Below are 22,612 nucleotides of genomic sequence, written 5' to 3'. Positions count from 1 at the left end.
TACAAAATCAGGGGTACCCACCTATCTGATTTACAAAATGCTAAACGGACGTTCCCTAGTTCAGCCTCAAGTCTACCTGTTTATTGTTTACCTTTCTCTGCTCCCCAGAAAATAGCATTCCGAAAGATTTTCACAAACGCGTCATTCTTAAACAGATCAGGATGATGCCCCATGAAGATGTAGACATTCCGGGCCTTCATGTGTTCGTTTGACCAGATCACGGGGTGATCGCCCCCCATTTTTATCTTTGAATCTGGCTCATAAGTTGCTTCGTCAACAATAGTCAGCACCTTCACATGCGGGCGTGGACTCTTGTTATAAGTATACCATTCTTCTTTCTCCACTTCAAATGTGGCGGGTATTCCTTTCAGACACGGATGGCTTTTTGCTTCTACCTGAACGGTTGCTTTCGCAAAAGTGGCGATGTAGTTCTTGTAACGAATGCCACCCATAAATTCTGAAAACCAGGGCCACATCTGGTAGCCATCAAACTCACCCAGTAAGGACGCGTGGTGAAAACCAATCCACCCACCTCCTTTGCCTTCTACGATGTATTTCTGAAATGCTTCTTTAGCGATATCCGTCCACATGTAAGGGGGGTAATTCAGCTGAATAAATAACTGGTAATTCGCCAGAAAAGCATCATTGATCGGTTCGGTATTGTCGATATAATCAATCGTAAACTTGTTTTCTAAAGCGAGCTGATCTAACCATTTTTTTGCTTCGGCCACAAAAGGTGCATGAACACCCCCGTTCTTTTCGGCAATAGCCACAACCCGAAATCGAGGTTTATTTAGTTGCCCAAACGTGGAGTAGCTTAATCCAACGAATAAAAAACTGACTATAAGAACGCGAGGAAAATAGTTTACGAAACGGATGTTCATTTGACTTGGCGATTGGGCTGGAGCGCTTAACAAGGTTAAAATTGTAGCCTGAAAAGTAATTGGTTTCGTCAACTTACGTCTAATAGACATCAGGTTTTTTCATAAACAGGTTAGTCATAGTTTCCAGCTATGATCAGCGAATCAGGCTTATAGAACCCTGTTTTTGGTCGGCTTTAACTTTCCGTCCATGATGTAAATCGTATTGAATACTCCAGGCATATACGCCAATTTCGCTAAGCTGTCCCTTATAATAGCCGTCCCACTGAAATGGCGGAGTAGTCGTTTTGAAAATAACCTCGCCCCACCGATTAAAAACAGAGAGCGATGTAATAATAAGATCTCCACAGCCATACGCCAGAAAAACATCATTCATTCCATCGCCATTGGGTGTAAAGCTATCTGGTGCATAGAGCAGACATTCGCAGGCTCCATAATCAATCTCAATCGAATCAGTTACGGTGGCACAATCATTCTGAACACTGGCCCAGAACACCCCGGATGTATTCACTGTACGGTCGGTATTGGCAAAGTGGTCTTGCCAGACAAACTTCCCCTCGGCAACCGTGGGTTTTATGGTAAATGTCTCGGCACCACAAAGCTCTTTATCAGGCCCTAACTCCAGTTGAGGAGGCCGAATGAACTTTACCTGAATCGTATCGGTAGCTACGCAACTCGCCTGCGTAACGGTAATACTGTACTGGCCTTGCTGCCTGACGGTGTAGGCCGTTTGTGCTGATCCATCCTGCCAGCGATAGGTAGCTGCGGGAGCAGGCGGAACCGTCAGTAAAATTTCCTTCCCATTACAAAGTGTTGTATCGGCTCCCAGGTCAAAATCAAGTGCATAATCAACTTTAATGGAATCCCGAAGCGTTTTACAGCTTGTAATTACTGTGACAGAATATTTTCCTGGCTTGGACACTTGTAGCGTGGGCTTAATGCTACCATCATTCCACTTATAATCAGACGCTCCGGGAGTTGTGGCATCGAGCATCAGTGTATTTCTGCGGCTGCACAGAGTTGTGTCATTACCCAGTTCAAGATTGATAGGCTTTAGCGCTACATCATCAACAAACAGGTAATAATAACCCAGAAAGGGAGGTGTTTTATAAAAGCTCCCTATGGTCAGGTATTCCTCCCCGCCTTTCGCATTTACAAAGCCGGATATTTTCTGCCATTGCAACTGAGAAACACTTGCTTTAGGCGTCCTGTCAAGAATTTGTGGATTGACAGACAGCATATCTGTTGTAGTACCCGTCAGGGGCTGCTTCGTGAAGGAAGCCCCAATTGTCTCAGTAATGTACTTAGCGGGGGTATCCGTCGCGATATACATCTCGAAGTAATAACATTCGCCAGCATTGAGCGGTTTGGTCAGACGCACCCCCAAATACTCTTCCCAGCCCTGATCAAAGAACAAACGCGCTACTCCCTGACCCGAATGCGGAGGCAAAATTAGCTGGCCAAAATCAAAACATCGGTTATAAAAATCGGGGGTAGCTCTATTGGGATTATACCAGGGCGTGGCTTCTATGAGCAGATTATCCTGATGAGGGCAGTTTCGGTATTGTTCAAAGCTCCCGTTCGGAACAAGATTCTGCCCTATACCAACTCCAGGCAGGCACGTCATGAGCCAGAATAACCTCCAAAGAAGTCCTCTTTGCATAGCCTTGCGTACTACGTATGAGTTTAGGAATTGGTTACTGAAAAAGGGGTATCGAATATACGAACTTTTCAGGCAATACGATTGCTAATCAGGAAAGGTTGCTCCGCTAATACAGTCGTCAATTCGCTACAGGCGATAGCCGCTAGTTTTAAGCTAATAGCGTTGTGACTTGATCTTCTGTCCTTGTGCACTATCACTGATTAATTCATTCAGGCGCTTACTGACGGTTTCTGCTTGTTTGGCACTCATCACCCAGTTGATCGCTACCTTGCGATACGAAGGTGCCTGTTTCTGAAAATACGCCCAGGCCAGTTCATTTGCCTTGAACGCGGCTTCAAATTCGTCAGACAGGCTTACCTGTTGTTGCTCGTAAGCATAAATTTTCGACTTACTCTCTTGCCGTTTGGCAAACGCGGCCAGGCCTGCCGGTTGCATCAATCCCTGCTTCGAGAGTTCATCTATTTTAGCAATATTTACGGCACTCCAGATACTCTTCGACTTTCTGGGTGTGAATCGAATACAATAGCTATCGGGATCGACGGATCTGCGTACCCCGTCGATCCAGCCAAAGCAGAGCGCTTCGTCTACCGATTGCGACCAGGTCATACTCGGTTTTCCCGATCCAACTTTATAAAAGCCGACGAGTAGCTCCGTTGCCTTATCATGGTTTTCAGTCAGCCAGTCTCGAAAGCCGGCTTGTGTTGCAAAAAAAGTTGGGGTCATTGGGTAAGGCCTACGCTGGTTGGTAAGCCATCGAGGCTCACTAAATTTTTTTCCTGAATATAGGCCTGAAGTCCTGCCTCTCCTTTTTTCTCAGCCCAATCGAAATGAATAGCCCGCTCGCCAACGTACTTGAACAGGGGCACGCCGAATCCGCAGGACGTTTGCACTAAGTCGATCTCGGCCACAATGAGTTGGCGTGTGCTGGGGTAAATGGTAAAATGAGGAGCGTACTCGTTCCACAAGTCGGTACCAGGGAGTACAGTAAACCCTTTCCCATACAACCTGAGTATGTTCGGAGACCCGTCAAATGAGCAGAACATGAGCGTGATCCGCCCGTTTTCAAGTGTATGTGCCGAGGTTTCGTTGCCACTGCTGATCAGGTCCATATAGGCTACTTTGGATTCTGATAAAACCCGGAAACAGTCGAGCCCTTTGGGCGATAAATTAACATGCCCTTCCGCACTCAGTGGAGCGGTACTGACGAAAAAAATATGCTGCTCTTCAATGAATTTCTTGTGAGCAGGCTTAATGGAATCGTGAAACGTCCCCATGGCTTTTATTTTAAGATTAACCACAGAGCGGTGCGACGTTGCGCCACGGGGAACACAGAGTTATTTAAATGATATTTCTCTGTGTTCTCCGTGGCTCTGTGTTTAATAAATTATCTATTTCCCCAAGTTATTAAAATTGAACCAGCGCTTTAGGCGCAGGTTGATAAACCGTTTTAGGTACAGATCATTCAGGAATGTATTAGACCAGTTGTCGAATCGCTCACACTGAACGCCGACATAAAAGAAGTAAATACTTTCGGCCAGCATCGGCAATAATCGCATTTCCTCATCACTGATTTTCGTGATTGACTCGTAGCCTTGTAGAAAGCTTTCTTTCTTTTTGGTAAACTCCCCCACCTCGGCTTCGGTGCTGTGAATTTGCAAAATGTAGTAGGCGATGTCAAGACATAACAAGCCGTTGCCGCAGAAATCGAAGTCGAACAACGTGATTGTCCCATCGCTGGCAATGTTCAGGTTGTCGAACCAGATATCTAAATGCACGATACCTCGGCGAATTTTGGACTGATCGATACGCGCAAATTCATCCAGCATATACTGCTGTGCCGATAGCATAAACTGGAACTCTGGCGTTTCTTCTGGAAGAAATGGTTTTAGCTTCTCGATGGGATCAACTAAAAGAATCTGGGCTGTATACGTCTCTCGCTCTAGTGTTAAACCCAAGGTAAGCTGATGAAAACGGGCCATAATCTGCCCGAGTTTATAATGTAATTCCTCCGAAAACGTAAGCAGTTTTTCTCCTTCGGCAAATGAGAAGAGCACACCAAACCGCTTACCTTCAGGCGCATTCAGTTCCTGAATGTATCTCCCACTGGCATCGGCAACTGGAAAGGAAACAGGCAGTTCATTTTCCTGCAATAGAGTCAACAATCGAATTTCCTCGCCGATCTCAACTTCGGTACGCCAATCCAGGCTATACAGTCGAAAAATAGATTTTGCCGAACCATCGGTAACCAGATACGAGTGATTGACACCCGCTTTTAACAACTTACAGCTAGCCTGTTGACTCAGCTTGTACTTGTCTTGTAAAAATTGGGCAAGGTGGGCTGTCGATAAAATTGACGAAGAAACAGGGAAGGGTTGCATGAATGCATGGTTAAAAGGGCGCAGAGGAGTTTCGCACCCAACAAGAAAATATCGTAAGTACGTATTATTTAGCCGGATCGTACCGGGCAGCATCAATAATGGACCAGAGGTGAATGATCCACCCCATCAGGAAAAACCAAAGCGCCCCAGCCAATACAAACTGTAAAATAGCCATCAGCAATCGGCCCTGTAAGAGTTGCCCTAAACAGGGAATGAAGAAACTACAAAGAGCAGCCAGCACGTTGCCACCCGAACCTTGACCTGCCATTAGTTTTGTTAAGTTTTTAGTGTTCTTTACTAACTACCTCGAAGTGGCTATTTTGTTATTTCCACCTGATTTTCCAAATAAAGGTTTTAGGTCTCTATGCAATTGATCTTCAAGTTGCTGGGCTACAAAGCTATCATCGATTTCGGCATAAGTAAACGTGAATATCAATTGGTCATCGGTAAGCCATTTTTTTAATTGTAGAGAATAGGTTTGATCATTGTCCCAACCACAGTGTTGTCTAAACCTATGCCCTAATTTTGTTTTTGTGCAGCTTCCTACGTATATAAATTCGCTATCAGTACTTTTGTTATCCCTTGCACACTTGTATGTAGTTTTGCCTGTAATTTCCTTAAATTGCTTTAGTAATTGGCCCGGTTGATCAACGGCAATCCAATAAATGTGTATCCCTGATTTTGGGAACTTCTCAGCCAATTGCCGTACACTACTCTCGTCTTTAATTTCTGAAGTGGTTATTGAATAAGCATTAAAAGAAAGCGGCACTTTAGTATTTTCAACCCTAATTATTACCCCTTCAAGGTGCTTAATTAAACTATCTTGAGTTTTTTTCAAATCAATAAGTTTATCCATTTTTAGATTCAAATTTAGAAAGGTTAATTTATTAGGGTACTAAAAAAAGTGTCGGGTTTGAGAACCCGACACCACGAATAAAATCACAAATACAGTTCTATTACAACCCTAACACCTTCTTATTAAACGCATCATCGGCACCTGTTCCGGCGAAGTCGTCGAAGGCCCGTTCGGTGACGCGGATGATGTGGCTGTCGATGAAGGGGGCACCTTCGGTAGCGCCTTGTTCTGGATGTTTCAGAGCACACTCCCACTCCAATACAGCCCAACGATCGTAGTCGTATTGTGCTAGTTTAGAGAAGATACCCGAGAAGTCAACCTGCCCGTCGCCCAATGACCGGAACCGACCGGCCCGTTCGACCCAGCCCTGGTAACCACCATACACGCCCTGCTTACCCGTCGGGTTAAACTCGGCATCTTTCACGTGGTAGGCGTAGATACGATCGTGGTAGAAGTCGATGAATTGCAGGTAATCCAGTTGTTGCAGTACAAAGTGACTTGGATCGTAATTGATGCCCGCGCGTGGGTGGTTACCCACTTTCTCCAGGAACATCTCGAACGTAATCCCATCGTGTAAGTCTTCGCCGGGGTGCAACTCGTAAGCCAGATCGACACCCGATTCGTCGTAAGCGTTCAGAATCGGCAACCAGCGGTCGGCGAGTTCTTTAAAGCCCGTTTCGACCAGACCGGCAGGACGCTGCGGCCAGGGGTAAATAAACGGCCAAAGCAACGCACCCGAAAATGTTGGACTGGCGACCAGACCAAGGTTTTTGCTGGCTTTGGCAGTCATCAACAATTGATCGACGGCCCAGGCCTGTTGGTCTTTAGGCTTGCCCGCCAATTCTGCAGGACCGAACCCATCGAACATCGGGCCGTAAGCTGGGTGAACGGCTACCAGTTGCCCCTGTAAGTGGGTAGCGAGTTCGGTAATTTCGACGCCGATGTCTTTGAGTTTACCTTTCAGCTCATCGCAGTACGTTATGCTCTCGGAAGCTTTTTTGAGGTCGATCAAACGCGGGTCCCAGGTAGGAATCTGGACACCTTTATAGCCAAGATCGGCCATGTATTTCGCGATGGACTCAAGGGAATTAAAGGGTTCGGCATCGCCCAGGAACTGAGCAAGGAAAATGCCGGGGCCTTTCATTGTCTTCATAAGTTCTAATTGGTTAAGCGTCTATCAAAAGTTTAAACACAAAACATACAGAGGTTTTCACAGAGCGCACAAAGTTTCCTCCTTTCTCTGTGAGGAATCTCTGTGCGCTCTGTGTTTAAAAATTAAATCTCCACCCAAGCCTGCTTGCGATTCGATTCCAGAATCTTCTCGCAAATCAACAGCTCGCGATAGCCATCAGCGAAGGTTGGGTAAGTTGGGTTCTCCGGCTGCTTTCCGGCTTCAATGGCTGCGTAGACTTCCTTGAACAGCTGTTTCGATGTATCGGGGAAGCCTTCGTTATGACCACCGGGGAATGAAATCACTGAACGCGCTTCTGGGTGCGCTAAGGATGGGTCGCGCATGAACGATTGGTTCGCCCCATCGCGGTTACCGATCCACATTTCGTTCGGTGCTTCTGAATTCCAGGCATAGGTTTTCTTCGACCCGGCAATCTCCAGTTTCATCTGGTTTTTGCGCCCTGCCGATACCTGCGATACCGTAATGACCCCCCGGTTACCATTGTCGAAGCGAAGTAATACGTTCGCATGATCTTCGGTATTGATGGGCACATCTGCGTAATCTTCTGGCTGAAGCATCTTCCCCGAATACGTTTCAACGGGTTTTAGGGGTTTCTTGCGGAGTTTATGAACTGTGTTGAAATCAGCCATAACGGCTACTGTTTTCAGGCCGGTGATGTATTCCAGGCTGTCCATTAAGTGCGAACCGATGTCGGCAATGGCACGCGAATCGCCCGATTTGTCGGGTTCTAGCCGCCAGTTATAGTCGGTATCGTAGAAGAGCCAATCCTGCAAATACGAGCCAATAATTGAATAGACTTCGCCCAGATCATCCTGCTCCCGCATCACTTTCATCTGACGAACCAATGGATAATAGCGTAGATTAAAATGGACGGCGTTGACCAATCCGGTTTCCTTGGCCAGCTTCACCAGTTCTTCGGCTTCGTGCAGATCTTTTGCCAGTGGCTTTTCGCAGACAACGTGCTTACCGGCTTCCAGAGCCGCTTTTGATTGCGCATAGTGCAGGAAGTTAGGCGTACAGATATGTACCACTTTGATGTCGTCCATCTTCAACAGTTCATCAAACGTGCAGGCGCGTTCGATACCCAGTTGATCGGCTTTCTGACGAGCCAGTTCGGTTGTTACTTCGCAAAGGGCGAGGACATTTGTATTCGGCAGGCGACGCAACGCTTCGATGTGCGCAGGGCCGATGAATCCGGTGCCAACGACACCAACATTAATTTTTTGCATTGGTTTGGGTTTTGTAGTATAAATTTTAAACCACACCAGCGGACCGGCAAAGGGCGCAAAGGTATACGCAGAGAGCGCAACGGTAAAAGCAAAAGTTCTTAGCGTTCTTTGCGTGTACCTTTGCGCCCTTTGCGTTTAAATCTTAGGCCACAAACTTCGTCCACTTCTCGTCGCTCTTGTTCGACGCGATGACGGTATCAATGAACGCGAGCCCACGAACACCATCGGCAGCTTTGGGGAAATCGTAAATAGGATCAGGATCACGGCCTTCCATATGCGCTTTTACAGCGTAGGCAAAGTTGCGGTACAGGTTGGCGAAGGCTTCGAAGAACCCTTCGGGGTGACCAGCAGGCATACGCCAGTGAGCGGATGCTGACGCCGACAAGGTGCCTACGTTGGGGCGGATGATGCGCTGGCCTTCCTGAGTCTTGTATTTCAGCGTGTTGGGTTCCATCTGATGCCATTCCAGACCACCTAACTCACCATAAACGTAGATCTTCAGGGCGTTTTCTTCGCCATTGGCAATCTGGCTGGCATGCAAAACTCCTTTGGCACCACCTTCAAAATGTAATAGCACATTGCCATCATCGTCAAGCTGACGACCCGGCACGAAGGCCGTAAGATCAGCACAGAGCTCAGAGATTTGCAAGCCCGTTACATACTCGGCCAGGTTTTCGGCGTGCGTACCAATATCACCCATACAGCCAGCGGCTCCTGATTTAGCTGGATCCGTACGCCAGATCGCCTGTTTGTAATCGGTATCTTCTTCTTTCTTCGATAACCATCCCTGCGGATATTCAACAACAACTTTCCGGATTTTACCCAGCTTCCCGTTACGAATCATATCGCGGGCTTCTTTCACCATTGGGTAACCGGTGTAGTTGTGGGTCAGTCCAAACACCAGGCCCGATTTCTCCACAATTCCAGCCAGTTCTTTAGCCTCTTCCAGGGTCAGCGTCATCGGCTTGTCGCACATGACGTGAAAGCCATTTTCAAGCGCCATTTTTGCGGGAGGAAAGTGCATGTGGTTGGGGGTTACGATGGACAAAAAATCCATACGCTCGCCTTCCGGTAAGGCCTTTTCGGCTAAGATCATTTCCTCAAACGAGGTATAAACTCGGTTTTCGGGTAAGTAGAGGGCGTGACCGGCAGCCTTCGATTTATCGGGCGATGAGCTAAAGCAGCCACACACTAATTCGATTTCGCCATCGAAACCAGCGGCCCGACGGTGAACGGCTCCAATGAAGGCATCAAGGCCTCCGCCAACCATACCCATTCGCAATTTTCTGTGCATCGGTGTTTAAGTTGAGTTCCGTAACGGATAATTTACAATTGATTATGAACGTTTTAGTAATAGGTAGTATCATCGGTTTAACAAAATCAGGCCACTCCTGGAAAGGCTTGCCCCTGCTTTATCCGAAGGTTATTTCATCAAGGCGGCTCGTTGCCGAACCTACTCACTTATTTTACGGCTGGAAATTAGTTGTTTTCTCTTATTTTTCGGAAATTTTGCACAAAAACGCCGGTTCAGCGGGGAGTTTATCCCCCTTGCCGCCTTTTGCTTTTTTAATCCAAATAGTAAACTCACTAAATCCCCTCTCTTTCAGAAAATGAATCAAACCGTTAATCCTTCACGGCTATTCCTGGCAAGCTGTCTTGCCATTATTACCACAGCCTTTTCGTTCAGTATACGGGCGGGTATTCTGCCTCAACTAGGCACTGAGTTTGGGTTGACTGCCGAGCAGTTGGGCTTTATCAATTCCATGTTCTTTTTTGGGTTTCCTATCTCGATGATCATTGGTGGTATCGTTTACCATACAGTAGGTCCAAAAATCATTATGCAGGTTGCCGTTGTTGCGCACACACTGGGAATTTTACTGACTATTTATGCAGGTGGCTACACAGGCCTGTTATTCTCGACATTCTTCATCGGTTTTGGGAATGGTTGTACAGAGGCCGCCTGTAACCCAATGATTGCCGATATGTATACCAGCAGCAAGCTGAATAAAATGCTAGGCCGGTTCCATATGTGGTTTCCAGGAGGAATTGTTATTGGTAGCTTAATCTCCAAATTCATGACCGAAGGCGGTTTCTCCTGGCAGGCTCAGATCTGGGTGCTTATGCTTCCTACCGTAGTCTATGCATTCCTGTTTTTCGGGCAGGCTTTCCCAAAGCCAAAAGTGGAAGGCGTTACGTCATTAGCGAAAAACTTCCAGGCTATGCTAACTCCTTTATACATTGCCCTGTTCTGCTGCATGGCGCTGACCGCTATCACCGAATTTGGTCCTAACCAGTGGGTAGCTGTTGTGTTAAGCAGTAGCGGAGCAGATGCCATGCTGGTATTAGCGTTGACATTTGGTGTCATGACGGTTGGGCGGCTTTTCACCGGGCCGGTTGTGGCACAATTTGGTCAGACAGGCGTATTACTTGGCGGTGCAGTCTTAGCCACCATCGGTATTTATATGTTTAGTACGGTTACTGGTCCAATCGCTTATTTAGCTGCTGTCATATTTGGTCTTGGCGTATGCTTTAACTGGCCAACCATGATTGGCTTTGTTGCGCAGCGGGTTCCCCTAAGCGGAGCACTGGGCATGTCTATTATTGGTGGTGTAGGTATGCTATCAACGTCTATCTTCCAGCCTATCATCGGCCGGTGGATCGATTCAGACCATGCAGCAGCAGCAGCCAAAGGCCTTAGCGGATCAGCCCTGGAGTTAGCCGCCGGTCAAGCTACCCTGTCTACCATGATGACGTTTCCGATTATCCTGATTTTTGCCTTCACAGCCCTTTGGTTTTGGTTACGCAATAGCAAATCTGGGCTTGTCGATGAAACCGTTGTGCTGGAACAACCTCAATTGTAAGCTCGATCAACTCTCGAAACGTTAAGCGTTTCGAGAAGTTTTTTAATTTCAAGACGCCCCATAGTCATCTGGCTACGGGGCGTTTTTGTATGTAAACAAATTAAATATCAATTAATTAAGCTATGTTGATTAAACCCTACTGTGCTGTTTATTGTCAGTCTTCAATAAACCTCTGAACCCGTAAAATTACTTATGCCGTGGCTCTACTCGATGCGTATACAAAACCTCTGACGGCAGACCAGGTAGCTTACCTGCTCCGAAGGGCTACGTTCGGCCCTACTTCCGACCAAATCAAGACGTTTACTGGGCAAACTGCGGCTCAGATCGTACCGAAACTCCTGGCCGATCAGCCTGCTCCTGCCCTTCCACTCGATCTAAAAACGAGCAGGACATTTACGGATCAGCCATTCGACACAACGAATCAGGGCACATTTGAAGCGTATGTAAAAATGTGGTGGGCCAATCTGATGCTCAACCAGCCAGTATCGCTGATCGAAAAAATGACCTTGTTCTGGTCCAACCATTTCGTCACTAACGATTCAACCGTGAATGACTACCGGTATATGTATCGGTACAATACGTTGCTTCGGCAATACGCACTGGGGAATTTTAAAGCATTTACGATAGCTATTACCCAGGACCCGGCTATGCTTCGGTTTCTGAACGGCAATCAGAATGTGGTGGGTACAGCCAATGAAAATTACGCCCGTGAGCTACAGGAACTCTTTACCATCGGGCGCAATGGTGGGTATACCGAAGCAGATGTCCGGGCTGCGGCTAAGGTGCTAACGGGTTGGGCCGATACGGGTTATCGTGATGTGACTACCGCCACTATTGGTAATACTTTTAGAGCGAATCGGCATGACACGACCGACAAAACGTTCTCGTCAACGTATCAGAATACGGTAATTAAAGGCCGTTCAGGGGCTAACGCGGGGCTGGATGAACTGACCGATCTGGTGGATATGATCCTGAAGAACGTGGAAACGCCCCGGTACATCTGCCGAAAACTGTATCGCTGGTTTATCAACTCCGATATTCCAGACGCCGTTGAAACGAATTTCATTCAGCCACTCGCTGATTTATTTCGCAAAGCTAACTTCGAAATCAAACCCGTATTGACGGCCCTTTTCCAAAGCCAGCATTTCTTCGATGAAGCCCTAAGAGGAGCGGTCATTAAGTCGCCTACCGATTTAGTGGTGGGAACTTTACGTTTTTGGGGACTACAGTCGCCTGACCCAACCCAGAACATAACTGCCTACTACCAAATTGGAAACTACATAAATGCCCGAATTAAAGAAGAACAGCAGGATTTACTGAACCCGCCCACAGTTTTTGGCTGGACGGCCTACTACCAAACGGGCTATTACCAGCAATGGATTAATTCCACTACGCTGGGATTACGGGGCAATTTTGGGGATGTACTTACCAATGGTGCTCAGAAATTGAATGGCAGAGTGGTCGTTGACGGACTGACGTACGCAAAAACAATGTCGGACCCGACTGACCCTGCGAAGTTGGTTACGGAGATGACAGCGCAACTGCTTTCCATTCCACTGGATCAGGTGCAGAAAGATTTCCTGACCGATACGGTTTTACTCGGCTCCATTCCACGCTATGAGTGGACCAGCGAGTGGAACGCCTATGTGAAGAACCCGAACGATGCTGCCAAGAAACAGGCGGTTCAGCTAAAGTTAACTACGCTCCTGCAATACATTTTCCGCATGGCCGAGTACCAGGTAGTTTAAAACTAAAGAGCGAAAGAGTGAAAGAGCGTTTGACGCATCTTTTTCCTCACTCTTCCGCTCATTCACTCTTTCGCTCTTTAAAACTCCATGAAGCGTCGTAATTTCCTCCACTATGCGGCTTCCTCGCTGGTGCTACCGGTTCTGATTGATGGGTACGGGGCCAAAGCCTTTGCGCGTCCATCGTCGTTTATTCAATCATTGATTAGCCTGGCCGACCAAAGCGATCGGGTGCTGGTAATTATCCAGTTGCAGGGTGGCAATGACGGACTGAACATGGTCATTCCGCTCGATCAAATGAGCGTGTATACAGCACCGAACTTTCGGGGCAACATTGCCATACCGGAAGCGAAAGCCCTTAAGCTAAAAAATTACGCCGGAACGGGGCTGCACCCCGCCATGACGGGTATGCAGCAACTGTTCAACGAAGGCAAGCTGAGTATTGTGCAGGGGGTATCCTACCCAACACCCGACTTTTCTCACTTCCGCGCCAGCGATATCTGGATGACCGCCGTCGACTCTAACCAAACAGCCACTTCAGGCTGGACAGGCCGGTACCTTGACCAACGTTTTCCTGACTTTCCAGATAAGTACCCTACGGCCCAAATGCCTGATCCGCCAGCTATTCAAATCGGCTATGTAACGGCAACCTCTCTGCTTGGGCCAACGGATTCAATGGCAGTTGTGCTACAAGATCCTGAAACCTTCGCCCGCTTAGTGGGGGATAAACCAAACGCGCCCACCACCAACCTGACGGGTTATGCCGGTCAGCAAATTGACTACATTCGGCAGCAGCAGGCCAGTTCGGTGAGTTATGCGGGACAGATTAAAACGGCGGCTGGCAAAGGGAAAAATCTGGCAACCTATCCTACCGCAAATGCCCTCGGCGATCAATTGAAAATCATTGCCCGGCTTATTTCGGGTGGCCTGCAAACCAAAGTTTATTACGTAACACTAGGCGGTTTCGACAACCATGCTGCTCAGGTAGTTGCTACTGATACCACCACAGGCACTCATGCCAACCTGCTCAAAACGCTCTCCGACGCCGTGTCGGCTTTCCAGAACGACCTGACGCAGTTGAAAGTAGACGACCGAGTGGTAGGCATGACCTTCTCGGAGTTTGGTCGACGGGCAATTTCAAACGGCAGCTACGGAACCGACCACGGTACTTCAGCTCCGATGTTTGTCTTTGGCACGGCCATTAAATCGCCAATGGTGGGGAAAAACCCAAACCTGAGCGATCTGGATAACAACAACCTGAAAATGCAGACCGATTTCCGGCAAGTGTACGCAGCCATCCTAACCGATTGGTTTGGTACCGACGCCAGTACTGAAACGGCTACCTTGTTTAAAGACTTTCCAGTTGCTACCGTGTTCCGCGCACCAGCGGTGGTTACCGCAATTGATCCCGGCGCAACCGAAGCAAAGCTCTTTCCAAATCCCGCATCGGCAGAAGTCGTACTGGAATCAGACTGGCTGGTACAGGGGGTAAAATCGGTGCAGGTGGCCAACATGCAGGGGCGGTTTTTATCGATAGATAGCTCGCGTCCAACGCCAACATCCGTGTTGTTAAATGTAGGCAGTTTACCAACCGGCGATTATGTATTACGGGTTGAAACGGCGCAGGGATTACTGACAAAACGGATGGTTATAGCGCGTTGAGGGTTCGTTCACTTCTTCAGCTTCTTAAAATCATCAAGAGTACCTGTTATCGTCGAGACGAACTTGCTGTGCTGAATCATTGGGTTATTTTTGGGATCGATGAGTTTGCTTCGGAACTTAACTTCATAAGGAGTGTCCTTTTTATCGAACAGCATTTTGGGGAGCACACTCAATGTTTTACCGGGTCGGGCTGTTACAGGGAAAACGACGGGTGTAGTGGACTGGGCTTTTATCAGGATCGGCTCCGGCTGATAACCATCCGCAATGGTCTTCCCTGCAATTGTGACGGTATAATGTGCATCTGTAAGATTGAATGGGAATTTGTTCTTGTTCGTAATACTAACTTTAGCCGCGATATCAGTTCGTTTTAACCCCAATTTCCCGAAGTCAATATCATCGATTTTAACCTTTGGTAAATAAAAAGTCGGCATTCGCTTGTCAACGGTTGTCTCTAATGTTTTTTGTCCCAGAATGGGGATATCCAGGGCAAATTTTGTCCGCATTTTATAGTTGGTACTATCAATATCCTTTCGGTCAAGTGTTTCAAGGACTTTTGTCAGCTTCTTTAGCAGTAGCTTGGCTGGCAACATCACGACCGTACTATCACCAGCTTTCACCTCAATAGGCTTTTTATAGGCATCAACCATCACTGGCGTATTAGCGATATAGAATGTATAATCCATATTGGGCGACTTAAAGCCAACTGGCAAAGGATTATCAATCAGCATATACAGATTCATTCGGACGGTATCCTCACTAATATCTGTAATCGCAAAGCGGGTCATCTCTAACCTGGGTTTCAGCGTATTATCGTACGCACCACCTTCGGCAGCAGCCTCATGCTTTAAACGACTATACCATATATACGCTCCCAGTGCCCCTAGTAACAACAGAGCCAGTGCAATAATCCATCCTTTTTTCATAACGTTCTGTCTATAAGACAATGTAACTTATGGTAGAATCAGACTGTTCATAAAACCGTTTTATACTGAGAATCAGGACTTATTCCATCAACAAGTCGAAAGTCTGTGACCAAACAGCTTTTCTGATCGTATTCACGACAAAGTATGCTTTTATGAAACTAAACTTTTTCAGGCAACGGGTGTCTTATTGAAAAGAACTCTGATATAAATAGCCATGCGAACGCTCCTGGTTGGCCTATTATTCCTGACAGTAGCCTGTCGCCGTCCTTCTACGCAGTTGGCAGCAATGTTGACCCCTGTCAATCAACCCTCCGACTTCAGCCAATACCTGAAAGCAGGCGATGAACTCATTGCCCAGGGCAATGATCCCTCCTGGTCACTCACTATCAATTCCTCTAAAGGCGTTTTGCGTTTTAAACCGTTGGCTGGAGATAGCCTGATAACCGCCGTTCCCGATCGTCAGACAGACTCCGACGGGACTTTCCGATACAATTCTGTAGGCGGGTCAGAAAAAATCAGTGCCTTGTTTCGGCCAGAAAGTTGCGTCGATAAACTATCGGGGCAGCGGTTTGATTACCGGGTTGAAGTCAATTTCAAAGGCAAGAGCTATACGGGCTGTGGGGCTTCCTTACAGCAACTTGCTTTACTTAACGACATATGGGTACTAGCGAGTTTTCAGGGAAATCCAATTGCCGCTGGTGGTCCTCGCAACGAACTGCCCCGCCTGGAAATATCCCTTTCCGAAGGTCGCGTTACGGGTACAACAGGCTGCAACCGGCTGAGCGGAACCATTAAAGCCGATACCCAAAAAATATTGTTCGGCCCACTGGTTACAACCAAAATGGCTTGTATGGGCGAAGTGGGTCAGTTTGAAAGTAAGTTTCTACAGGAATTTACAGAACCGCTTGCGTATCAGGTAAATGAGGGTAAGCTAACCTTACTGCGCGGAGGTAAATCTATCATGGTATTCAGGAAAGTAGATTAGTGTCAATTTAACCTTTATTTTAAGCGAACGGCTACAGTGTAGCGTTCGCTTTTTCGTTACTTTTGTTTCCCAATAAAAGTCTATTGAATCATCAAATAAGTTAAGCGGCAAAAATCCAAAACCTATGAAAAACTTACGGCTTCACTCCCAGGCATTGTTGCTGATGGGCGTGCTGGCAACTGCCGTGTCTACACCGATGAATACGGTCTGGGCGCAAACGACGGCCAAACGAACGGTCAGTAAACCGGCTATGGCTTCGGCAGACAACCCTATGGCCCTGAACCGGGTATTGGTCTTTTCGAGAACGAAAGGGTTTCGGCATGCCTCTATTCCTGTTGGAAAGATGGCCATTATGAAACTCGGCCAGGAAAACGGTTTCGGTGTTGATACTACCGAAGATGCAACAAAAATTAATGAGGCAAACCTCAAACGCTACAGTGCCGTCATCTTCCTGAGCACTACGGGCAATATTCTTGACGATGTCCAGCAGGCCGCTTTTGAACGATATATTCAGGCAGGCGGTGGCTTTGTCGGTATTCACGCAGCCGCAGACACCGAATATGACTGGCCCTGGTACAACCAGTTGGTAGGTGCTTATTTCTTAAATCACCCGAAGCAGCAAAACGCCGAAATTGACATCATCGACAAAAGTCACCCATCAACTAAAATGCTGCCGGACGTATGGAAGCGCTGGGATGAGTGGTATAGCTACAAGAGTATCCAGCCTGACCTGAAAGTCTTGGGTAAACTGGATGAGAAAACCTACGAAGGAGGCAAAAACGGCGACAATCACCCCTTTATCTGGCATCACGATTTTGATGGTGGGAAGGCGTTTTACACCGGTGGTGGCCATACGGATGAGTCATACAGCGACCCACTCTTTTTGCAGCATATTCTGGGCGGTATCAAATCCGTAATGGCAACCAGTCTGAAATTCGGACAGGCTAAAACACAACCCTTTCCTGAGGAAAACCGCTTTGAGCAACAGGTGTTGATTCAGGGGATGGATGAACCAACGGAATTGGTTGTATTAGACAATGGCAAAGTACTGTATACGCAGCGCAAAGGTGAGCTGACGGTGTATGACCCCAAGAAGAAATCGAAGAAAGTAGTCGCTAATTTCCCGGTTTTCAGCAAGTTTGAATACGGCCTGATGGGACTCAACATCGACCCAAACTTCAAGCAGAATAAGTGGATCTACGTCTATTACTCCCCATCAACCGGAAAAACCGTTGCCGATACAGCCCAACACTTATCGCGCTTTGTGTATGATGATGTGAAGGATACTGTTCTGCTCAATACCGAAAAAGTACTGCTCACCATTCCTGTAAAGCGTGACGGTTGCTGCCATACAGGCGGTTCGATTGCCTGGGATCGGAAAGGCAATTTGTACCTCTCGGCAGGTGACGATACCAACCCATTTAACTCCGATGGCTATGCGCCTATCGACGAGCGGGCAGGTCGCGGTGGTTGGGATGCCCGGTTGACCTCAAGTAACACGAATGATTTGCGAGGTAAAATTATGCGGATTCATCCCGAAGCTGATGGCACATACACCATTCCCGAAGGAAACCTTTTCCCCAAAGGAACGCCAAAAACCCGGCCCGAGATTTACGTAATGGGTAACCGCAATCCGTATCGTATTTCGGTGGATCAGCGCACGGGGTTCCTGTACTGGGGCGAAGTTGGCCCGGATGCCGGTAACAACAGCACTAAATACGGCCCACGTGGTCACGACGAAATGAACCAGGCCCGCAAGGCAGGCTATTTTGGCTGGCCGTTGTTTGTGGCTGATAACCGTCCTTATAATCAGCGCACCTTTGCCGATAGCACAACGGGCCCTCTGTTCGATCCGATGAAACCGATCAACAATTCGCCCCACAATACCGGCCTGACGGAGCTGCCACCAGCGCAAAAAGCGTTCATCTATTACCCTTACGCAGACTCACCGGAGTTTGGCGAAATTGTTGGCAAAGGCGGTCGTAATGCAATGGGTGGCCCCGTGTATTACTACGACGATTATCCGGAAACTGCGGTAAAATTTCCCCGTCATTTCGATGGCAAATTCTTTGCTTACGACTGGATTCGCGACTGGATTCATCCGGTTACGATGAAAGAGAACGGCGATTTCGTGAAGATGGAGAACTTCATGCCCAGCACAAAGTTTTCACACATCATCGATATGCAGTTTGCCAATGATGGCTCACTCTATACGATTGAATACGGCCAGAAATGGTTCGGCGCCAATGCCGACGCCCGCCTGTCGCGCATTACCTACAACGCCGGTAACCGTAAGCCGGTTGCGGTGGCTAGCTCGAACAAAACAGTTGGTGCTGCTCCGTTAGTGGTGAAGTTCGATTCGAAAGGATCCATGGATTATGACGGCGATGCCCTGAAATATGAGTGGTCATTTGGAAATGGTGCGCCAAAGCAAATGACGGCTAACCCAACGGTTACGTTTAGCAAACCCGGAACCTATCCGGCTACCCTGAAAGTGACCGATGCTGCCGGAAACGTAGCGACGAAATCCATGGAGATTAAAGTCGGTAATGACGAACCTAAAGTAGAAGTCGCCGTTGCCGGAAACAAGACCTTCTATTTCGCTGACAAACCGGTGAAGTATGCAGTAAAAGTGGTTGATAAAGAAGACGGAACCCTTCAAAAAGGAATCAATGCCGACGATGTTACGATGACAATTGACTACCTGGAAGGCTTCGATAAAACGATGCTGGCACAGGGGCACCAGGCTAATCTGGGCACGTCTACAGGCAAGCGGTTAATGGAGTTAAGCGATTGCAAAGCCTGCCATGCCATTGACCAGAAGTCGATTGGACCCGCTTACATCGAAGTGGCCAGGAAATACAAAGGTGCTCAGGTTGAAGGAAAACTGGCGCGGAAGATTATTTCTGGTGGTGGCGGTGTTTGGGGCGAACAAGCCATGAGCGCTCACCCACAGTTGAAAGAAAGCGAAGCCACAGATATGGTTCGCTACATCCTCTCCCTGGCCGATGAGAAAAAGGCAAATCGTCAACCTATTGCAGGCGATTACGTACCCGCACAGCAGAAAAAAGACGGTTCCTACATCCTGACGGCCAGCTATACCGATCGGGGTAACGGTATTATCGGGCCCCTCACAGGCTCAACGTCGTTGGCATTGCGGTCGCCAATGGTAAAAGCGATTTCAGCAGATGGTAAGCAGGATATTTTCCAGTACGATATTCCAACGCTGGGCCCAGCGGCTATCGGTACCAAATCGGGTAGTTTTCTGGAATTTAACGACATTGACTTAACTGGTATTCAGGCGCTTACACCTTCCGTATTTGCCTCAAATGATCAGGTTGCTGGCGGTAAACTCGAAGCAAGACTTGACTCCCCTACGGGCACGTTACTAGGCGAAGCCGATGTAAAACAAGGAACAGCGGGCCAGGTTAAACTTCCCTTCCGGCAGCCGGTTCAGGGAGTACATAAACTATACCTCGTATTTGTAAACCCAAGTGCCGGCCCAAAAGCACTGTTTGCGGTCGATAAAGTACAGTTCAGCACGCAGGGTATGTAAATTGTGTAGGATTAAAAGAGGAGTAGAAAGACCCCAGCCGATTTCGGCTGGGGTCTTTTTATTGTCGAAAGTCCAAGAAAATAGCCGTATTTTTATACACAAAAGCGACTCCACTCTTATGCGATTTTACTGTCTGGTTTTACTTCTCAGCGTTAGTTTACTCAACCGTCCCGCATCTGCGCAAACGCTCACCTCATCCAACCTGCCTATTTTGATCATTAATACGAACGGGCAAACTATTCTGGACGAACCAAAGATTGTAGCCAGTCTTCAGATTATTGATAATGGCCTTGGTAAACGCAATAACGTGACCGACAAACCGGCATTCATCAGTAAGATTGGTATTGAAACGCGGGGAGCTACGTCGCAACAGTTGTTTCCTAAAAAGCCATACGGGATTGAATTGCGTGATACATCGGGGCTGAACTCAATAAACGCGTCCATCCTGGGCATGCCCTCCGAATCAGATTGGGTTCTCAATGCCACCTATAACGACAAAACGCTGATTCGGGAAACGCTCACCTACGATCTGAATCGGCAACTCACTAAGTACTACACTCCTCGTTATCGCTACTGTGAGGTAATCCTGAACGGTAGCTACAACGGCATTTACATTCTGTTCGAGAAAATAAAGCGTGACAAAAACCGCGTTGACGTTTCCAATATCAAGAAAACCGATGTATCGGGCGATGCATTGACGGGTGGCTATATTTTCAAAATCGATAAAACAGAAGGCTCTGCTTCACGTACCTGGAATTCGCCCTACAAAAGCAGTGGAAAAACAATTCCGATTCAGATTGACCGACCCAAGATAGAAGACCTCGCCGAGGAGCAATTCCAGTATGCTAAAAAATTCGTAACAGATTTTGAGAATACACTTGCCGGGCCTCAGTACCAGGATTCCACGGCTGGTTATCGAAAATACATTAACGACGATTCTTTTGTAGACTACTTGTTGCTGACTGAAGTTTGTAAAAATGTGGATGGCTACCGACTTAGCTCGTTTTTCTACAAAGACAAGGATTCAAAGGGAGGCAAGTTAGTAATGGGTCCCATCTGGGATTATAACCTAACCTACGGCAATGCGAACTATTGCAACGGCAATTCGTATCAGGACTGGGCCTATAATTTCAACCGCGTCTGCTCGGACGATGGGTATCAGATACCCTTCTGGTGGGATCGTCTCCTCACCGACCGTCGATTTGCCAATAATGTGCGTATCAAATACCAGGCGCTTCGCAAGACAGTTCTGAAAACGGAGCGAATTCAAGCTTACGTCGATTCAGTAGCAAACGTGCTCACCGAAGCCCGCACCCGAAATTTCCAGCGCTGGCCGGTTATCGGTGTGTACGTCTGGCCAAATGGCTACGTAGGGCAAACCTACCAGCAGGAGGTCGACTATTTGAAAACGTGGGTTAAAAATCGTCTGGAGTGGATGGACACCGCCATTATACCCTTCGGCTCCGAAATCCTGGCCACCGAACCAACCGATCCGTTTAAACTCACTATTAGCCCAAATCCGTCATCGGGAGGTGACATCATGGTACAATATCAATTACAGCAGCGAGCCAATGTTCGCCTAACCATAACTGATGCCACCGGACGAGCAGTGCATGCACTCGCCTGGCCAAACCAATCAGCAGGCGACCATCAGGAACTACTACCAGCCCGTTCGTTACCTAGCGCGTCGGGCGTATATTACCTCCAATTGGATGCGGATGGGAAACCCGTTAGCCGCAAGATCATACGATTTTAAGGACGAAATCTACCTTATCTTTACCGGCTCGTAGTCAACTCGACCCGTTTCCATGAAAGTAGCCGGATTCAGCTTTATCCGAAATGCCATTCAGTTCGATTACCCCATTGTAGAGGCTATTACATCGGTATTGCCACTCTGCGATGAGTTTGTGATTGCCGTTGGCGATTCGGACGACGACACGCTGGGGTTAATTAAGGCCATTCCGTCTGAAAAAATTCGAATTATACGTTCGACCTGGGATGATAACGCCAAAGCGGGTGGACGAGTCTTAGCCCTAGAAACCGACAAAGCTCTGGCGGCAATTTCACCAGACGCCGACTGGGCGTTTTATATTCAGGGAGATGAAGTATTGCATGAGCAATATATTCCGGTTGTGAAGGAAGCCATGCAGCAGTATTTAACCGACAAAAACGTTGACGGTTTACTGTTCAAGTACCTGCATTTTTACGGTTCATACAGCTACATCGGCGACTCCCGGCGGTGGTATCGGCGAGAAATTCGGGTGATTCGCAATACAGGGAATGTGGTTTCTTACAAAGATGCGCAGGGATTTCGGAAAAAGGATAATCGGAAGTTGAAGGTCAAATTGATAGATGCCTACATTTACCATTACGGCTGGGTAAAGCCTCCCGAAACGCAGAAAAAACGGCTTCGGAACGCCAATCATTTCTGGAACAGCAGCGAAACCATTGCCCAGGCCAATGCCGGTGTCGACACATTTGAGTACAGCCACATCGACTCACTGGCCCACTTCACGGGTACGCACCCTGCCGTTATGCAAGCCCGCGTTGATCGGCTCAACTGGCCATTCACCTTCGATACCAGCCAGAAACGCTACTCGCCAAGAGTCCGGTTTCTAACATTCATCGAAAAGCTAATCGGCTGGCGGATTGGAGAATACAGGAATTACAAACTATAAAAG

19 protein-coding genes are annotated in these 22,612 nt (G+C 47.6%); 8 read left to right on the top strand and 11 right to left on the bottom strand.

Annotation, left to right across the window (positions count from 1 at the left end):
• Positions 1 to 80 precede the first annotated feature (80 nt).
• The 10 genes from ACYVGO_RS14625 to ACYVGO_RS14580 all read right to left on the bottom strand — a co-directional run bounded on the left by ACYVGO_RS14625 (position 81) and on the right by ACYVGO_RS14580 (position 9,475).
• Positions 81 to 884, bottom strand: coding sequence for a ThuA domain-containing protein (locus ACYVGO_RS14625; protein ID WP_460969897.1), 804 nt, complete (start codon positions 882 to 884; stop codon positions 81 to 83).
• Between the two features lie 133 nt (positions 885 to 1,017).
• Positions 1,018 to 2,508: a T9SS type B sorting domain-containing protein gene (locus ACYVGO_RS14620; RefSeq protein ID WP_460969896.1), complete on the bottom strand. Its 1,491-nt coding sequence runs from the start codon at positions 2,506 to 2,508 to the stop codon at positions 1,018 to 1,020.
• A 189-nt stretch (positions 2,509 to 2,697) separates the two neighbouring features.
• Positions 2,698 to 3,267 (bottom strand): YdeI/OmpD-associated family protein, encoded by a 570-nt coding sequence (locus ACYVGO_RS14615; RefSeq protein ID WP_142775017.1) that lies wholly within the window; start codon positions 3,265 to 3,267, stop codon positions 2,698 to 2,700.
• A complete protein-coding gene (locus ACYVGO_RS14610) occupies positions 3,264 to 3,818 on the bottom strand; it encodes a pyridoxamine 5'-phosphate oxidase family protein (protein ID WP_460969895.1) in 555 nt (184 codons plus the stop codon). The genes ACYVGO_RS14615 and ACYVGO_RS14610 overlap by 4 nt, the downstream gene beginning before the upstream one ends.
• Before the next feature lie 114 nt (positions 3,819 to 3,932).
• Positions 3,933 to 4,922, bottom strand: a complete 990-nt coding sequence (locus tag ACYVGO_RS14605) for a phosphotransferase enzyme family protein (protein ID WP_460969894.1) — start codon at positions 4,920 to 4,922, stop codon at positions 3,933 to 3,935.
• A 64-nt stretch (positions 4,923 to 4,986) separates the two neighbouring features.
• Complete coding sequence (locus tag ACYVGO_RS14600; protein WP_460969893.1) at positions 4,987 to 5,190, bottom strand: hypothetical protein; 204 nt, start codon at positions 5,188 to 5,190, stop codon at positions 4,987 to 4,989.
• A 33-nt stretch (positions 5,191 to 5,223) separates the two neighbouring features.
• A complete protein-coding gene (locus ACYVGO_RS14595) occupies positions 5,224 to 5,778 on the bottom strand; it encodes a hypothetical protein (RefSeq protein ID WP_460969892.1) in 555 nt (184 codons plus the stop codon).
• A 100-nt stretch (positions 5,779 to 5,878) separates the two neighbouring features.
• Complete coding sequence (locus tag ACYVGO_RS14590; RefSeq protein WP_460969891.1) at positions 5,879 to 6,931, bottom strand: sugar phosphate isomerase/epimerase family protein; 1,053 nt, start codon at positions 6,929 to 6,931, stop codon at positions 5,879 to 5,881.
• A 122-nt stretch (positions 6,932 to 7,053) separates the two neighbouring features.
• The gene (locus tag ACYVGO_RS14585; RefSeq protein WP_142775022.1) at positions 7,054 to 8,199 is read right to left on the bottom strand and encodes a Gfo/Idh/MocA family protein; all 1,146 of its coding nucleotides are present in this window, start codon (positions 8,197 to 8,199) and stop codon (positions 7,054 to 7,056) included.
• Positions 8,200 to 8,341: 142 nt separating this feature from the next.
• Entirely contained in the window at positions 8,342 to 9,475 is a 1,134-nt protein-coding gene (locus ACYVGO_RS14580; protein WP_460970086.1) for a Gfo/Idh/MocA family protein, read from the bottom strand.
• Between the two features lie 62 nt (positions 9,476 to 9,537).
• Here ACYVGO_RS14580 and ACYVGO_RS14575 point away from each other — a divergent pair, with 62 nt between their 5' ends.
• From ACYVGO_RS14575 to ACYVGO_RS14560, 4 genes are all read left to right on the top strand, one after another.
• Positions 9,538 to 9,813: a hypothetical protein gene (locus ACYVGO_RS14575; protein ID WP_142775023.1), complete on the top strand. Its 276-nt coding sequence runs from the start codon at positions 9,538 to 9,540 to the stop codon at positions 9,811 to 9,813.
• Entirely contained in the window at positions 9,810 to 11,060 is a 1,251-nt protein-coding gene (locus tag ACYVGO_RS14570; protein WP_142775024.1) for an MFS transporter, read from the top strand. The genes ACYVGO_RS14575 and ACYVGO_RS14570 overlap by 4 nt, the downstream gene beginning before the upstream one ends.
• A 197-nt stretch (positions 11,061 to 11,257) precedes the next feature.
• A complete protein-coding gene (locus ACYVGO_RS14565) occupies positions 11,258 to 12,808 on the top strand; it encodes a DUF1800 domain-containing protein (RefSeq protein WP_460969890.1) in 1,551 nt (516 codons plus the stop codon).
• An 87-nt stretch (positions 12,809 to 12,895) separates the two neighbouring features.
• Complete coding sequence (locus ACYVGO_RS14560; protein WP_460969889.1) at positions 12,896 to 14,467, top strand: DUF1501 domain-containing protein; 1,572 nt, start codon at positions 12,896 to 12,898, stop codon at positions 14,465 to 14,467.
• Positions 14,468 to 14,475: 8 nt separating this feature from the next.
• Here the strand turns inward: ACYVGO_RS14560 and ACYVGO_RS14555 are convergent, their stop codons facing one another.
• Positions 14,476 to 15,390, bottom strand: coding sequence for an LEA type 2 family protein (locus ACYVGO_RS14555; protein WP_460969888.1), 915 nt, complete (start codon positions 15,388 to 15,390; stop codon positions 14,476 to 14,478).
• A 214-nt stretch (positions 15,391 to 15,604) separates the two neighbouring features.
• On the opposite strand from ACYVGO_RS14555, the gene ACYVGO_RS14550 reads away from it, so the two are divergent.
• The 4 genes from ACYVGO_RS14550 (at position 15,605) to ACYVGO_RS14535 (ending at position 22,609) form a co-directional block, all read left to right on the top strand.
• Entirely contained in the window at positions 15,605 to 16,375 is a 771-nt protein-coding gene (locus tag ACYVGO_RS14550) for an META domain-containing protein (RefSeq protein WP_460969887.1), read from the top strand.
• 124 nt (positions 16,376 to 16,499) lie between these two features.
• Complete coding sequence (locus ACYVGO_RS14545) at positions 16,500 to 19,931, top strand: ThuA domain-containing protein (protein WP_460969886.1); 3,432 nt, start codon at positions 16,500 to 16,502, stop codon at positions 19,929 to 19,931.
• Positions 19,932 to 20,049: 118 nt separating this feature from the next.
• Positions 20,050 to 21,687 (top strand): CotH kinase family protein, encoded by a 1,638-nt coding sequence (locus ACYVGO_RS14540; protein WP_460969885.1) that lies wholly within the window; start codon positions 20,050 to 20,052, stop codon positions 21,685 to 21,687.
• A 52-nt stretch (positions 21,688 to 21,739) separates the two neighbouring features.
• On the top strand, positions 21,740 to 22,609 hold the full coding sequence (locus tag ACYVGO_RS14535) for a glycosyltransferase family protein (protein WP_460969884.1): 870 nt from the start codon (positions 21,740 to 21,742) through the stop codon (positions 22,607 to 22,609).
• The last annotated feature ends 3 nt before the right edge of the window (positions 22,610 to 22,612 follow it).

The organism is Spirosoma migulaei (assembly GCF_054776855.1).
Note: the sequence above shows the minus strand (reverse complement) of the source record. Positions and strands in the feature narration are given on the sequence as shown.